13 protein-coding genes are annotated in these 15,346 nt (G+C 59.8%); 7 read left to right on the top strand and 6 right to left on the bottom strand.

Features of this window, described 5'->3' with window-relative positions; genetic code table 11:
- Window positions 1-117: 117 nt before the first annotated feature.
- The 4 genes from BT199_RS01675 (at window position 118) to BT199_RS01660 (ending at window position 2,168) form a co-directional block, all read left to right on the top strand.
- Entirely contained in the window at window positions 118-438 is a 321-nt protein-coding gene (locus BT199_RS01675) for a hypothetical protein (protein WP_014719281.1), read from the top strand.
- Between the two features lie 75 nt (window positions 439-513).
- Window positions 514-1,071, top strand: a complete 558-nt coding sequence (locus BT199_RS01670) for a Smr/MutS family protein (protein ID WP_003192796.1) — start codon at window positions 514-516, stop codon at window positions 1,069-1,071.
- A gap of 78 nt (window positions 1,072-1,149) precedes the next feature.
- On the top strand, window positions 1,150-1,695 hold the full coding sequence (gene folE / locus BT199_RS01665) for a GTP cyclohydrolase I FolE (RefSeq protein WP_014719282.1): 546 nt from the start codon (window positions 1,150-1,152) through the stop codon (window positions 1,693-1,695).
- Window positions 1,696-1,796: 101 nt separating this feature from the next.
- The gene (locus tag BT199_RS01660) at window positions 1,797-2,168 is read left to right on the top strand and encodes a glutathione S-transferase N-terminal domain-containing protein (RefSeq protein WP_020302241.1); all 372 of its coding nucleotides are present in this window, start codon (window positions 1,797-1,799) and stop codon (window positions 2,166-2,168) included.
- Window positions 2,169-2,238: 70 nt separating this feature from the next.
- On the opposite strand, the gene BT199_RS01655 is transcribed toward BT199_RS01660, so the two are convergent.
- The 3 genes from BT199_RS01655 to BT199_RS01645 are packed head-to-tail and all read right to left on the bottom strand — an operon-like array spanning window position 2,239 to window position 5,175.
- Window positions 2,239-2,559 carry an AtuA-related protein gene (locus BT199_RS01655; protein WP_020302240.1) on the bottom strand — a complete coding sequence of 107 codons (321 nt, stop codon included), beginning with the start codon at window positions 2,557-2,559 and terminating at the stop codon, window positions 2,239-2,241.
- The gene (locus tag BT199_RS01650) at window positions 2,556-3,881 is read right to left on the bottom strand and encodes an acyclic terpene utilization AtuA family protein (RefSeq protein WP_072433731.1); all 1,326 of its coding nucleotides are present in this window, start codon (window positions 3,879-3,881) and stop codon (window positions 2,556-2,558) included. Before BT199_RS01650 ends, BT199_RS01655 begins: the two co-directional genes overlap by 4 nt.
- 1 nt (window position 3,882) lies before the next feature.
- A complete protein-coding gene (locus BT199_RS01645) occupies window positions 3,883-5,175 on the bottom strand; it encodes a CitMHS family transporter (protein ID WP_072433730.1) in 1,293 nt (430 codons plus the stop codon).
- A 111-nt stretch (window positions 5,176-5,286) separates the two neighbouring features.
- Between BT199_RS01645 and BT199_RS01640 the strand changes: the two genes are divergently transcribed.
- Window positions 5,287-6,183 (top strand): LysR family transcriptional regulator, encoded by an 897-nt coding sequence (locus BT199_RS01640; RefSeq protein WP_072433729.1) that lies wholly within the window; start codon window positions 5,287-5,289, stop codon window positions 6,181-6,183.
- A 102-nt stretch (window positions 6,184-6,285) separates the two neighbouring features.
- Here BT199_RS01640 and BT199_RS01635 read toward each other — a convergent pair whose 3' ends face one another.
- Window positions 6,286-6,888 carry a glutathione S-transferase family protein gene (locus BT199_RS01635; RefSeq protein ID WP_072433728.1) on the bottom strand — a complete coding sequence of 201 codons (603 nt, stop codon included), beginning with the start codon at window positions 6,886-6,888 and terminating at the stop codon, window positions 6,286-6,288.
- A 292-nt stretch (window positions 6,889-7,180) separates the two neighbouring features.
- On the opposite strand from BT199_RS01635, the gene BT199_RS01630 reads away from it, so the two are divergent.
- On the top strand, window positions 7,181-8,527 hold the full coding sequence (locus BT199_RS01630) for an NCS2 family permease (RefSeq protein ID WP_072433727.1): 1,347 nt from the start codon (window positions 7,181-7,183) through the stop codon (window positions 8,525-8,527).
- Between the two features lie 66 nt (window positions 8,528-8,593).
- The gene (locus BT199_RS01625) at window positions 8,594-9,232 is read left to right on the top strand and encodes a LysE family translocator (protein WP_014719289.1); all 639 of its coding nucleotides are present in this window, start codon (window positions 8,594-8,596) and stop codon (window positions 9,230-9,232) included.
- On the opposite strand, the gene BT199_RS01620 is transcribed toward BT199_RS01625, so the two are convergent.
- Together BT199_RS01620 and uraH are read right to left on the bottom strand one after the other, a co-directional pair.
- A complete protein-coding gene (locus BT199_RS01620) occupies window positions 9,216-14,501 on the bottom strand; it encodes a dermonecrotic toxin domain-containing protein (protein ID WP_256575920.1) in 5,286 nt (1,761 codons plus the stop codon). The two genes, BT199_RS01625 and BT199_RS01620, sit on opposite strands and share 17 nt — an antisense overlap.
- Window positions 14,502-14,649: 148 nt before the next feature.
- Window positions 14,650-15,003, bottom strand: coding sequence for a hydroxyisourate hydrolase (uraH, locus tag BT199_RS01605; RefSeq protein ID WP_014719291.1), 354 nt, complete (start codon window positions 15,001-15,003; stop codon window positions 14,650-14,652).
- Window positions 15,004-15,346: the final 343 nt, after the last annotated feature.

The raw sequence follows: 15,346 nt of genomic DNA, 5'->3' as shown, positions 1-15,346 counted from the left end.
CGTGTTTATTGCTCCGCTCATCCGCAAAGCCCTTTCATTTGGCGCATTTACCTCTACCCCCGGAACAACCTGTGTATCTTCCGGTCGAAGGGCCGATACCCTGGAGGAAAGGTCGGAATGAAGATATCCGATGGTTTTGATGCTCGTCGCTTGCGCCCCAAGGGCCCGAGCAATTGGCGTCTGCGCCTGGTAGCGTGCATGGCCGCGTTGCTGGCGATAGTAGGCTTGTTGTTGGCGGGCGCTGGTGGCGCCGGCCTGTTTGGGCATTCGCCCGCCCTGGGCGAACTGAATGCCAGCCCGGGCGGCTCGGCACTTCTGCTGGGGATCGGCTTGCTGGTGCTGTGGTTGGGCGTGTGGCTATGGCGTCGCAGCCGTCGGAAAATGCGCCAGCCGCTGTCGTTGAATATCGCCTCTCACCTGATGAAAAAGCACGACTGATGGCGCTTGGATAGCGTTTCCTGCGCCCTGGCCGCCGCGATTTAGGTAAACTGCCCGCCCTTCGCGGAGGCTGACATGCAAGACGACGATTTTTCCCTGTTCAAAAACGAGCTGCGCGGCGTCAAGCCGATCAAGCACGACCGCGCCGACACCGGCAAACCCAAGACTGACCGGGCGCAGATCGCCAAGCTGCGCCAGGCCGCGACCGTGCGCACCGATGCCACCACCGTGGATGGCCTGTCTGACCAGTTCGTGATCGACGTCGGCCCCGAAGATGAACTGATGTGGGCCCGCGACGGCGTGCAGGAAAGCCAGATGCGCAAGCTCAAGGCTGGCCAGATCCCGTTCGAAGGCAGCCTCGACCTGCACGGCATGACCGTGGAAAAAGCCCGGGAAACCCTCTGGGCCTTCCTGGCCGAAGCGACCAAATTCGAAATCCGCTGCGTGCGCGTCACCCACGGCAAGGCGGTGCGGTTGGACGGCAAGCGGCCGATGATCAAAAGCCACGTCAATACCTGGCTGCGCCAGCATGCCCAGGTGCTCGGCTTTACCTCCTGCCAGGCTCGTCACGGCGGTGCCGGCGCGGTGTATGTGATGCTCAAGCGCACCATGATGGAAGGGCGCGACGAGTAACAAGTGCCATCGTCAGGCTTGCAGCGATGTGTCCGCCACCGTAACCTTGCGCTTTGCGAAAATCCCACAGGTAGTTTCATGTCCCTGGAACAGAATTACACCGCGATCCTCGGCCAACTCGGCGAGGACGTGTCCCGCGAGGGCCTGCTCGACACGCCAAAGCGTGCCGCCAAGGCAATGCAGTACCTCTGCCGCGGTTATGAACAGACACTCGAAGAAGTCACCAACGGTGCCTTGTTCAGCTCTGACAACAGCGAAATGGTGCTGGTCAAGGACATCGAGCTGTACTCGTTGTGCGAGCATCACCTGCTGCCGTTTATCGGCAAGGCCCACGTGGCCTATATCCCGAGCGGCAAAGTGCTGGGCCTGTCGAAGGTCGCGCGTATTGTCGACATGTATGCGCGCCGCCTGCAGATCCAGGAAAACCTCAGCCGCCAGATCGCCGACGCCGTGTTGGAAGTCACAGGCGCCCTGGGCGTGGCCGTGGTGATCGAGGCCAAGCACATGTGCATGATGATGCGCGGTGTCGAGAAACAGAATTCGTCGATGATCACCTCGGTGATGCTGGGTGAGTTCCGCGAGAACGCGGCCACCCGCAGCGAATTTCTCAGCCTGATCAAGTAACCGGCCAGGCAGGAAAAAACCGGCGTTCATCGCCGGTTTTTTTTCGCCTGCAGAAATCAGGTAAGCTGCGCCCCCTCAGTCATGGGCAAGAGGTTTCAGCCATGTTCGTCAAAGCACTTCGAGTGGGCCTCGGCCACGTCATCATCGCGGGCGACTTTCTTACCCGCCCACGTAAAAAACAACGCCCGGCGGAGCAACAGGCCAAGGTCAATGCTGCAGCCAAGGACCTGACCCTGTATCAGTTCCACGCCTGCCCGTTCTGCGTGAAGACCCGTCGCACCCTGCACCGCCTGAATGTGCCGGTGGCGCTCAAGGACGCGAAGAACAACGAGCAGGACCGCCAGACCCTGCTGGAGCAAGGCGGCAAGATCAAAGTGCCGTGCCTGCGCATCGAAGAGAACGGCCAGACCACCTGGATGTATGACTCCAAGGTCATCATTGACTACCTGGACAAGCGCTTCGCTGCGATCTGAAGCCCACGGCGGTCAACCGCGGTGCCCGCATCGCAGGCAAGCCAGCTCCCACATTTGCGCTGCGGTGCTATTAAGTCGGTATTGTCAGGTCGAGATCCAGCAATGCCGAACCCAGGCACTTGCCGTGGGCGTCCAGGGCCAGCGACCGGGTTACGCCGCCGCGCAGGATTCCCGGCAGGACGAAGTTCAGCGCCTGCACGTTCGGCAACTCATGACGCTGAACCGGTGCCGCATCGGGATCGCGTAAATCGGCAAAGAACTCGGCCACGCGCTCAGCCGTCAGCTGTTCACACAGCAACGGATAATCCTCGGCGCGATAGGCAATGATCGAGATGTTCGACGTATCGCCCTTATCCCCGGTGCGGGAATGGGCCAGCCTGTGCAGTTTCATTCTTCAATCCTCGGTTTGACCGCTTCACGGGGCAACAGCAACGACGCCACCGCCACCACCTGACGCACGCTCTTGCTCGCCCCACCGCCGCCGGCCGGGCCGTTGGTGTAGAGGGTCTCCACTTCATTGCCGATCCGCACGGCGTCGCTGCGCTCGTCACACCGGGCAGCGACCCGCAGGCGCACTTCCCAAGGCTCGACGCTGCTGCGCAGGCCGTGCAATGAGTCCATGCCGATCAACTCGGCGCGCAGGTCCTGCATGTTGACGCCGATCAACGCCAGACGTTTGAGCACCACTTCCCGCGCCAACTCAGCCCGTGCGACAGCACCGGGACCGCCGTAAGACATCTGCCCTTCACCAATCCAACCGTCCAGATAACCGACGCTGACCTTCAGCTGCTCAGGCCGGGCACGCCCACTGGCTCCCTGGGCACGCACCCGGTCCACGCCCTCCTCGACAAACCCGACCTGGGAAAAGTCGGCCGTCACATCCGGGGTCAAGTAGGCTGCCGGGTCGTGAACTTCATAAATCAGTTGTTCGGCGCAGGTCGCGCGGCTGACCCGCCCACCGGAGCCTGCCACCTTGGTGATCACTGCATTGCCGTCGGCGTCGACCTCGGCCAGGGGAAAGCCGAGGCGTGCCAGATCCTCCACATCCTTGAAGCCGGGATCGGCGAAATAACCGCCACTGACCTGCCCCGCGCACTCGAGCAAATGCCCCACCAACGTGCCCCGGCCCAGTCGCGGCCAATCATCGAAGGCCCAGCCGAACTCGAACATCTGCGGCGCCAGGAATAGCGAAGGGTCGGCCACGCGCCCGGTGATCACCACATCGACGTCGGCGTGCAACGCGTTAAGAATGCCCTCCACACCCAAGTAGGCATTCGCGGAAATCAGCCGCTCGCCCAATGCACCTACGGTCTGGCCATTATCCAGCAACTGCTCGGCAGACAAGGTATGCAGCACGTCATCCCCGACCACCGCCACAACCTTGAGGCCCAGGCCCAGCTCGCCGGCAATGCGCCGCACTTCCCCGGCCGCCGCCAACGGGTTTGCCGCCCCCATGTTAGTGATCACGCGCAGGCGACGACGCCCCGCCCCCTGCCCTACAAAGGGCAAGACACGGCGCATGCGCTCAGCGAGCAGCGGGTCATAACCGCCCTGCGGGTCGCTGATGCGCGCCTGTTGCGCCAGGGCGATGGTGCGTTCGGCCAGGCATTCGAAGACCAGGTAATCCAGGTCGCCGTGTTCGGCCAGTTCCACCGCAGGTTCTATACGGTCGCCGGAGTAGCCGGCGCCGGAGCCGATGCGCAAGGTGTTCATCTCAAATCACTCCCAGGAGCAACGCCGTCAGGGTCATCAACACCGAGGCGGCAAACAGGAAAGGAATGGTGAAGCGCTGGTGATCGGCCAGTTCGATCTTGCACAGGCCCACCAGCAGGAAGGTCGCAGGGGTCAGCGGGCTGACCGGAAAACCGGTGGTGTGCACGCCCAGCAACGAGGCCTGGGCCACTTGCAGGGGGTCGACGCCAAGCGCTTTGCCGACTTCGGCGATCACCGGCATCACGCCGAAGTAGTAAGAGTCGGGGTCAAACAACATGCTCAGGGGCATGGACAAGAAGCCCACGACGGCCGGGATCAACTTGCCGTGGCCCGCCGGGATCTGCGCCACCGCCACTTCGGCGATGGCCTTGAGCATGCCGGTGCCTTGCATGATGCCGGTAAATACCCCGGCGGCGAGCAGGATACTGGCCATGGTCAGGGCGGTTTTCGCATGGGCGTCGATGCGCGCACGCTGGGCGTCCACGTTGGGATAGTTGATGCACAACGCAACCACGGTGCCGAGCATGAACATTACCACCGGGTCCACCCAGCCGGCGATCATCACCACCATCACCAGCACGGTCAGCATCAGGTTGACCCAGAACAACCGTGGACGACGCAGCGTGATGTCGTCATCGCTGAGCACTCGTTGCGGCACCGCCTCCACGCTGGAACCGGCGCCCAGGCCCAGGCGTTTTTCTTCGCGATGGCCCAGCCACCAGGCGCAGGCGAAGACAAAGATCAGCCCGACGATCTGCACCGGGATCAGCGGCTGGAACAGGTCGGCCACCGGCACATGCAGCGCCGCCGACGAACGCAGCACCGGGCCGGTCCAGGGCAGGAAGTTGACGCCTGCGGCCATCGCACACACGCAGGCGAGGATGCGTTTATCAATGCCCAGCCGCGTATACAACGGCAGCATCGCCGGCACCGTCACTAGAAAGGTCACCGCGCCAGAGCCGTCCAGGTGTACCAGCAACGCCAGGGTCGTAGTACCCACCACAATTCGTGTAGGACGCGTCCCGACCGTGCGCAGGATGCGATCAATGATGGGATCGAGCATGCCCGCGTCAGTCATGATCCCGAAAAACAGGATCGCGAACACAAACATGCCCACCACAGGGGCGACGTTCTTGATACCGGTAATGATGAAGGCGCTGGTTTGCAGGCCGAATCCACCGATCAGCGCGGCAATGATCGGCAAGGCGATCAAGGCCACCAGCGGCGAGAGACGTTTGCTCATGACGGCAGCGAGCAGGCACAGGATGGTGATGACACCCAGGGTTGCGAGCATGGGTTACTCCAGAGCGGCCTTGTTGGCCGGTTATTGTTTTCCCTGGAGTATTGGAAGCGGGTTAGTCTTTGTAAATTGGAATATTCGGCCTATAACGTTCGGAAAAACAAAATGAAGAACTCGATCCAGCACATCCAGGCCTTCCTCGCGGTGGCCCGCACTGGCAGTTTCACCAAAGCGGCCAGCGAGTTACACCTTTCGCCGTCGGCCCTCACCGTGCAGGTGCAACAACTGGAAGACTGGCTCGGCGTCGCCCTGCTCGACCGCAGCCCGCGCCACGTGAGCATTACCGCTGCGGGCCAGGATGCGCGCGGGCCCATGGAAAAACTGCTGCTGGACCTGGACAACATCGTCACCGGCTCCCGCGACCTCGCCGCCTTGCGCCGCGGCGTGGTGACCATTGCTGCCCTGCCCTCAGTCTGCGCAGGCGCTCTGCCCCCGGCCTTGCGCCTGTTTCGCCAACGCTTCGCCGGCATCGAAGTGCGCCTGCATGACCTAGTGGCCCAGCGCATTCATGCAAAGGTTCGCAACGGCGAAGTCGATTTCGGCATCGGCGTGCGCGCCCGCCTGAGCCACGGGCTGGACTTCGTGCCCGTGCTTAATGATCGTTTGTGCGCATTTGTGCCGTCAGGCCATGCGCTCGCCCGCCATCGCCAACTGACGCTGGAACAATTGGCGGACCAGCCGATCATCCTGACCGGGCGCGATAGCAGTGTGCGCGAGCAAGTGGACACGCTGTTCGATGAGACACGGCTGACGCTGAACGCCGGCATGGAGGCCAACTACATGTCGACCGTATTGGCCTTGGTGCGCCAGGGCCTGGGCATCAGTGTGTTGCCGGAGTCAGCGGCCGATAGCCTGGAAGGTTTGAAGCGGATCAGCATCGATCATCCCGGAGTGAATCGAGAGATCGGGTTGATCAGCCGTAGCGGGATGGGCTTGAGCCCGGCGGCGCAGCGCTGCTTTGAACTGCTCAACAAAGCACTGCCTGACACGCCGCCGCGCTGAATGTGGGAGCAAGCTTGCCTGCGATGCAGACACCTCGGTTTAGCCGGGGCGCCAGGGTGACGCTATCGCAGGCAAGCCAGCTCCCACATTGGACCGAGGGAGTCAGTCGAGCATCGCCACGTACTTGGGATGACTGGCCACGCGCTGCAACCACGCCTGCACCGCCGGATACGGCGCCAGGTCAAAGCCGCCTTCATGGGCCACATGGGTGTAGGCATACAACGCAATATCGGCAATGGAAAACTGCTCGCCCACTAAATAAGGCGTGGCTTGAAGCTGACGCTCCATCACTCTCAAGGCCTTGTAACCGCCTTGGTGGGTGGTCTTGTATTCTTCCAGCCGATCCTCGGGCATGTTCAGGTAGAACTGAATGAACCGCGCCACCGCAATGTAGGGCTCGTGGCTGTATTGCTCGAAGAATTGCCACTGCAGGACTTGCGTGCGCAGGCGCGGTTCGGTCGGCAGGAATTCGCTGCCATCGGCGAGGAAGTTGAGAATCGCGTTGGACTCCCACAGGCAGGTGCCATCTTCGAGCTCCAATACCGGGACCTTGCCATTGGGGTTCTTGGCCAGGAACTCAGGGGTCTGGGTATCGCCCTTGAGGATATCGATATCGATCCATTCATACGGGATGCCCAACAGATTGAGCATCAATTTGACCTTGTAGCAATTGCCCGACTTGTAATCGCCATAAACCTTGTACATGGGGCTCCCCTTTTTCGCCGCGCTGACCGAATGCTTGCGCCCACAAGGTGCGGGTATCGAAGGCTTGTTTCAAGGCGTCGTGCAGAATAAATCCCTTGGCCTGGGCCTTTCATCCCTTTTCGCCGAGACAATCGAAAACATTATTTGCTTTATTTGTATACAAAAGCATAATTCGCTTCGTGCGAGTTCCTGACCTTTTGGTCAACAAAACCCGCCAGTACCTCAAAGCGCTGTTGCCCACTCATGTGACCGGCGCTGGAAATAACAATAAAACGATTGAGGAGTACTCGCTGTGGATAGCCGCAAAACCGAAGCCCCTACGTTGGACCTGGCCGCGCCCCGAGGCGGTTGGCTGGAACGCCTGTTCAAACTGCGCTTGCATGGCACCACAGTGAAGACCGAGCTGATCGCCGGCCTCACCACCTTTATCACCATGGCCTACATCATCTTCGTCAACCCCAACATCATGGCCGATGCCGGTATCGACCACGGCGCGGCTTTCGTCGCCACCTGCATCGCCGCGGCGCTGGGTTGCCTGCTGATGGGCCTGTACGCCAACTGGCCAGTGGGCCTGGCGCCGGGCATGGGCTTGAACGCGTTTTTCACCTACACCGTGGTCGGCACCATGGGTTACAACTGGGAAACCGCCCTCGGTGCGGTATTTGTCTCGGGTGTGCTGTTCATGATCCTGACGCTGTCGCGTATCCGCGAATGGTTGCTCAACAGTATTCCGGTCAGCCTGCGTCATGCCATGGGCGCGGGCGTGGGTCTGTTCCTGGGGGTGATCGGCCTGAAAACCGCCGGCATTATCGTCGACAGCCCGGCCACCCTGATCAAGCTCGGCTCCCTGCATGAACCCGCCCCACTGCTGGCGGCGGTGTGCTTCCTGCTGATCGCCATCCTCAGTTACCACCGCGTATTCGGCGCGATCCTGATCAGCATCATCGCCGTGACCCTGGCGGGCTGGGGCCTGGGCCTGGTGCATTACAACGGCATTCTCTCCACCCCACCGAGCCTGGCACCGACCTGGATGGCCATGGACGTGATGGGTGTGTTCAATGTGAGCATGATAAGCGTGGTATTTGCCTTTCTTTTTGTACACATGTTCGACACTGCCGGTACACTGATGGGCGTTGCCCAACGCGCCGGGCTAGTCAAGGCAGACGGCAAGATCGACAACCTGTCTCGCGCCTTGAAGGCTGACAGTGCGTCCAGCGTGTTCGGCGCCATGGTCGGTGTACCGCCGGTGACCAGCTATGTAGAAAGTGCCGCCGGTGTGGCTGCTGGCGGCCGTACGGGTTTGACCGCGGTGACCGTGGGCATATTGTTCGTGGCGGCGATGTTTTTTGCGCCGCTGGCCGGCATGATTCCCGCCTACGCCACCGCGGGCGCGTTGATTTACGTTGCGATGCTGATGATGGCGAGCATGGCCCATATCAACTGGGATGAAGCCACCGACAGCATTCCGGCGATCGTCACCGCGATCATGATGCCGCTGACGTTTTCGGTCGCCGACGGAATCGCCCTGGGTTTTATCACTTACGTGGCGTTGAAAGCCGGCACCGGCAAGTACCGCGAGATTTCCATCAGCCTTTGGGTGCTGTGCGCGATCTTTATCGCCAAGTTCATCTTTCTGTAGTTCGGGAAGGGCTGAAAAACCGCCTCACCTTCGGGTGAGGCTTTTGCATGAAAGGGAGGAATGTAAATGACCTTGGAAACCTGGCTGCTGTTCAGCGGCGCTGCGCTGGTGGTGATCCTGATCCCCGGCCCGCTCTCATTGCTGATGATCAGCAACAGCCTTAACTATGGCCTGCGCCGCTCGTACCCGGCGTTTCTCGGTGGTGTGTTTGCCTCGATCTGCCTGTTGAGCGCCTCGGCCCTGGGCCTGGGCGCACTGTTACTGGCGTCCGAACAACTGTTCAGCGCGCTCAAAATTGTCGGCGCACTCTACCTGTTCTACCTGGCGTGGCAGAGCTGGCAGCAATCGCGCCTGCCCAATGCAGGCGCTGAAGTTCCGCACGCTGCGCCAGTACCACGCTTTCGTGCATTGTTTGGCCGGGCTTTTGTACTGGGCGCCAGCAACCCCAAGGACATCCTGTTTTTCGCTGCCTTCCTGCCGCAATTTCTCAGCAGCCAGCAACCGTTCCTGCCGCAGTTGCTGGTCATGATCGTCACCTGGACGCTGCTTGATCTGCTGTGCAAGTTGGCTTACGGCTTGGGCGCCCATGGCGCTGCGCGCTATTTGCGCAGCGGCTCGGGCCAGAGCTGGTTCAATCGGATCAGTGCCGCACTGTTTGGTGGCGCCGCAGCAGCGGCACTCGTCAACGCTAGGGGACCAATTTGACGAAGTAGACGCTGGGGTTCAGATTGCCCTTCGTCGCCCATTGGATACCCGCCACGATCCGCACCAAGCGCTGTTCTTGCAGCGCGCTGTCGACCGCTTTCAATAGAAGAGAGTCGGGGTGTAATTTAATTGCGAACCGAATCCACTTGTCCGTCAGCTTGGTTCTCAATGTCATTCGCCCCGTCTCAAGCCATTGATAGGCGACATAGTAAATTTTGTTCGAATGACGATGCGTCACAACTGATTCGTGGCTGAATTCTCCAGTGGGTGTCCCCTGCCGCCGCAAAGACAAATCCTGGACGGCGAAGCCCTGCTGCTCCAGCACGGCTCTGACGGCAGAGCGCTCTGCCTCGAGCCGCTGCGTCCTGACCGGTGTGACGCCAAATTGAAGGCGCGGATCCAACGGGTGAGGCGGCGTGAAGTCAACACGCGTGAAGCCTGGCGCCTTGCCATCGTAACCGACGTACACCATCTCTTTGCGCCGCTCATTGGGCCGCAACATCTGCAGCAAATCATCCGTCTGGCCAACACGCCCATTTACCGCAAGCAACCACTTGTCGAGCGTTGCGCGAATATTCAGTAAATGACTGGCCGTTGCCAGTTGTGGCGGCCCCGACAACTCAATCAGCCTGGCGACTGCCAGCGCTTGGCTTGTATTTGTCAAGGCGGGAAAAGCACTGCCCACATAGCGCTCCAGTGGCCTGTCGAACAGCGGCGCATGCAACTGCCACTCGCCCGCCGAAGTGCGTGATACCGGAATGGGCTGATCGTTGATTGCCGTACTTGTCCAGCGCTCAATATCAGTGCGAGCCAATGAAACCTGCTGCGTATCCCTGGTAATAAACGCAATGTCGGTCAATGGCGCCTGATCCCCCGTTTCCAGTAGCCTGTAATATCCGATTCCCGATCCAGCGCTCGGTGTGTCATACCTCGCGCCGATATAGATGGCATTGTAGAAGGCTCCTTGAGGAGTCGATTGCACACGTAAAACGCCAGGTATCGTTGAGTCCGACAGCTCAATGGCCTGGGCTCGAATACGCCAATCGAACCAGTGGGTGGCGGCCGTTGAGGACTGGACAATGGTGCTTTGTGTAGCAGAACGCACAGTCGGTGGGAACCAATCCCGTAGCGCCTCTACTTCTACGCGCCAGGGGTTGAGCACCCCCGAGCTGGGCCCCGGTTGAGGGTCGCCCGAGCCCAACAAGCGTTCACCGGGCTGATCGATGTGCAAGATCAACTCGTCTTGGCCCGGCTGCCGGGTATTTTTGAGTCGAAATACCTGTTCGTTTTCGCGCTGGTAAATCGGGTAATGGTGCGTATCGTCTGCCAGAAACAGCTCACCCTTTTTGACATGGATCCCCTTTTTGCCCGGGCCTTTCAGCGCCACGGCGTCGTCAGCAATCGCCTTGATTTTGAACCGGTCGAACACCTTGAGCTGAGTTACAACGGGCACCTTCACGCGCGCAAGGCTACCGCGCACGGCCATGCGCATGCGGTGTATGCGTGCCAGTAAAGCCCTCGGCGCAGGACGCGTCACCTTGGCCACAGCACTGCCGCGCCCCTTGGGCCCCGGTATAAAGTTTGTCAGCAGGTCAGCCGCCATAAACGCACTCATAAAACCCACGTCAACGGCATCATGAGGGTCCCCATAGCGATGAAAGCGCCGCGCCACAAGCAGCAACTCGTAGGCATCATTGAACATCCCGAATAACGGAGAGAAAAAAGCGATCAACCGGCGCCTGCGTGTCTCGCCCTGCTCGCCCAGGCGACGAGTGCGATACTCATCCAGCGCTTTGCCGGAATGGCTGGCTGCCTGGGTCTGACGTTTCAACTCCAGCACCGGGGCGTCGTAAAGCAATGCCTGGGCATCACTGTGGGACGTGGGGACAATTGCCAGCCAAGCCTCAGGTTCACTGGCAATCTGCTCAAGGATTACCTGCTCAACCTCATCCGGCAGCACCGTCGGCTCCAAGTGCTTGATACCGAAGGAGCGAACAAACTCAACCGCTTGCCATATCCCTTTGACCATGGCAAACGCAGGTATAGCGTCCAGGTAACTGACGGCAGCACCGAGCCTATCGACCCTGACCGGGTGATGGGTAATTGCCTGAAATGCCCAGCCGGGTGCGATCTGCCTCGCCAGCATCTGGGTGTTTTCAGGCCGTGCGCCAAGGCGGTTCAATGCATCCTGGGCTTGTTGCAAACTGCAGTACTCGGTGAGAACCAACGCGGGCGAAGCATTCGGCCAATAGATCACGCAATGCCCCGACCGCAGGTCTCGCACGATCACCAGGCCCGCGATATAGCGGTCATGCTGCATCGTGTGGCCCACTAAATGAAGCACATGCAGTTGCAGCTCATGTTGGTTTTTCAACAAGTCTTGCGGCGTTCGTGCCGCCATCGCCGTGGTGAAGATACTTTGCGCGGTTGCCGTCAAGCCTTGTTGCGTGGCCAACAACAGATGTTGCTCAGTGCCGGCAAGCAACGTCCGGTTCAGTAACTCGGGAATGCGCCCTTTGCTGAGCGTGTGGAGGGTATCGCCAGGCGGGTAAAAAACCTGGTTGATCAACGCGTCGTACTGACCGCCGACATCCAGCGAGGAAATCGTACGGATCAAGTAAGCGGCATTCAGTTGATTTTTCCATTCAGGTTGCAAATAGCGGGCGCGATTGAGTCGCCACTGCGTCCAGGGCGCCAGTGGGTCCAGGTTATGCTGCGCCAGTTGTAGCAGGCTGTAGGTGGTGCGCTTCAGGGTCGGGGTAAGTTTTATGGCGCGGTCGCCAATGGCACAACCGCTTGTCCATCCACAATAACTGCCTTGAACATCATCGGGCATATCAATGAAGGGCTGGTCGATATCAAACTGCGCAGGTATGCCGTCCAACCGCAAGCGATCGATCAGGGCACGGCGAGCGAAGGTTTCCAGACCGGGCAACTGGTCTTCAAGCCTTGTCTTGAATGCAAAAGTACTGCTCAGGTAAAAGCGCTGCGATCGCCTGAACTTCTTACGCTGGTAACGGGATGCGTGCTCCAGCCAAGCTGGCAGTTTCTTCGCTTGCAGTGCGGTTTTGCGCAACAACTCGACATTGGCCTGGGCGCGGCTCTGGGCGTCACTGACAGGTGCCTTGAGCTGCTCTTGCAGTTCTGCCAGCAGCAGCGCGCGGCTTATCTGCGCATCTTTCACGCCGTTGAATATGCGTGGGATGTCTTCTGTGCTGTTGTGCAGGCGCTGATAGCACCCAAGCAATGTCTTGATCGCAGCCAGTGCGGGCTTGCCATTAATCGGTACGTAGCGCACAGCCAGCGTTCCACGCGCCGCGTGTGAGCGCAAGTCGTTACGCTTGTCGTGCTCGACATAGTCCCACAGCGCGCTGCGGTCCCAACTCTCAAGGCTCGCTTTGATACTTCGGGTCAGGGCGTCCAGTCCGGAAAACCCCTGCACCCCACCTTCCGCTCCGAAACCGCACAGGACTACCGCATGCTGGCGTCGCGGCACCCGTACCGCCGCCGCCGTAGTCACCACCCACATGTTATGGAGCGGATAGAAGGCATCCGGGTCATTGCCAATCGCAATTGACAGCACTCGGGTTTGACTGTCTGGACGTTTTGACGGCAAAGGCTGATCGAGCACTTCGATGATCAGGTCCCGATGCGCGGTGCTTATCAACTTGAGTCGATGCTGCAATTGCACCTCACAGCGTAGCGCCTCAGTCTGGGCGTCAAGAAACAACGTGCCGCGCCTGAGCGTACCCTTTCCACCAGGGCGCTCAGCCCAAAATGCCACCTCGAACAGCCGTTGCTGGGCATCCTGCACCCACCTGTCCATCGTTTGGGCATGGGCGTTGAGCTGGGATACCAGCGATACAAATGCCTGGTATGCGGGCGTATCGTTACTCAAATCATCGGGATCGAGCAACGCAACCAGCCCTTTTTCGTAGCGTTTGATCCGGTGTTCTACGGTGTATTCGGCCAAGCCTGGCGCAGTGCTGCCAAAGATTATTTCGGCGTGTCGTCGTTGCTGGTCCCATTTGAGCAACTGCTCTCGAAGCGGGCCAAGTCGGGCCCCGCCGATCAACTGCTGCCGGTTACGCTCCACTCGTGCGAGAACAACTGCTGACTCCAGAGGCTGTGACGTTCCGGCGGCAAACACATGGGCGTGGTTGCTTTTTACCGTACACGCCAATTCATTGGCCCATTGCCCTTCCAACAACGCCTGCGCGCTCGACGCCAGCGCATCCTCCATAAGCTCCACGCCTCGAGAGACAGTGGATACCGAGGAGAACGTTGCAGGTGGATGCAACACAGAGCGACGACTTAATGGCAAACATTGCCAGAGCTCGTGTAGACGAGACCTGCCCAGCGCCTGCACGCCGCACGCCAGGGCGACGAAAGACGGGTACTCGTAAAAATTGCGAGCCACACCCGGTAAATAGACAACATGAGGCACATCATCGGGATCGCCCTCACGATAGAAATGCAACGCGCCCGCAATAGCCACCGCAGGGTTACCCGGCCACATCAACGGGCCTACTCGCACATCGGCCCACTGTCCGCCCGCACGCAGGCGTGCTTCAGCGGTTGGTGCATCGATCACGGCCTGAACCATGGCCAATCCAGCCCGTGATAGCTCGTTCAGTTGCCTGGCAATAAAGGCCCGGTCAGCAAAAAGCGCCTGGTGCAGCTCGATCCAACGCTCCCGGCGTGTGAGCCAGGAGCCGTACTCCAGCGCGTCCCAATATTGATTGGCTGCGCGACCCAACCGCTCAAACAGCCCCAACGCGATAACCCGCCGCAGCGCTTCCAGCGGTGTATAGGGCAACCGACGGTCAGGCGCGCCCTTGACGCTGAGGAGGGTGTATTGATTGATATTGAAAGGCACCGAAGGGCGGACCAGCAGCAACAACGCACGATCAGTCAAGGTGTCGACTTTCTGCGGTAAACGCGGAGGCATGGGGTCGGTGAAGAGCAGACTGTCCGGGTCAATCTCGAACGCCTTCTGCAACTGGGCGCGGATCACCTTCAAGATCCTGGGTGAGCGCCCTATCAGGCGTGTGAGCGCCCGTGTCGACTCGCGGCATCTCGCGTCGGCCAGCCCGATCTGATTGATCAGGCGGCTGGGATGGGGATAGGCGTTGATCCGTTCTCGCAACGGAGTGCGTAGGGCCTGTAAATCGGCATCGACGAAAAAGGGCGGCGCGTCCTCCTCAAGGGTGTCGTCAGGGTCACTGGAGGGCGCTGTAACGCCGAGCTGATCAGGGGGCAAGGTCATGGTGTTTTCTTCTCTATGCACTGAGGAAAAACCAGCCTAGGGCCCATCAATGAGCAAGAGGGGCTAGATAGTTGAGCGAAAAAAAGCCCGCAGTGTGCGCGGGCGAAACCAACGAAGAGCATTTGGGGGTGTGAAGCGAGGTGACGACTCAGCTACCGCGATAAGTGGAGTAGCTGTAAGGCGAAATCAGCAGAGGCACGTGGTAGTGGTCTTGCTCGGCACTGATACCAAAGCGCAACACCACCACGTCGAGGAAGGCAGGTTCAGGCAATTGCACACCGCGGGCACGGTAGTAATCACCGGCGCTGAACTGCAGTTGGTACACGCCGCTGCGGTAGTCGTCGCCTTGCAGCAGCGGCGCGTCGCAACGACCGTCTCCGTTGGTAGTGGCGGTAGCGACGAGCTCAAGCTGCGTGCCTTCGACACGGTAGAGCTCAACCTTGATTGCGCTGCCAGGGCAGCCGTGTGCAGCGTCCAAAACGTGTGTGGTCAAACGTCCCATGGCTTCTATGCGCCTCCGGAAGTCAGTGATTGAGAAACCCGCACCTTTTCAGAGCGTTGAAAAAGCCGGCGATGACCGATTAAGACACTTTTTATGAAAATTGTACACAATAAATTCCACAGCCTTCCAATCCCCTGTAGGAGCGAGCTTGCTCGCGAAAAACGTCAACGATGACGCGGGCTTTCAGGATGAAAAGTGGCGCGCTCGGGTTTTTCGCGAGCAAGCTCGCTCCTACAGTGGGCTTTTTCATTTTAATCTGACCATTCAGGCAAGTTTCTTGCAGAGACCCGTAGAGAGCCCGTTCAGAAAAAATGCAGAAATGCAGGCTTACAAAGTTCGCGAT

Source organism: Pseudomonas sp. NFR02, assembly GCF_900119375.1.
In the GTDB taxonomy this organism is placed as follows: domain Bacteria; phylum Pseudomonadota; class Gammaproteobacteria; order Pseudomonadales; family Pseudomonadaceae; genus Aquipseudomonas; species Aquipseudomonas paracarnis.
The sequence above is the reverse complement of the archived record's forward strand: the minus strand, read 5'-3'. Positions and strand labels throughout refer to the sequence as shown.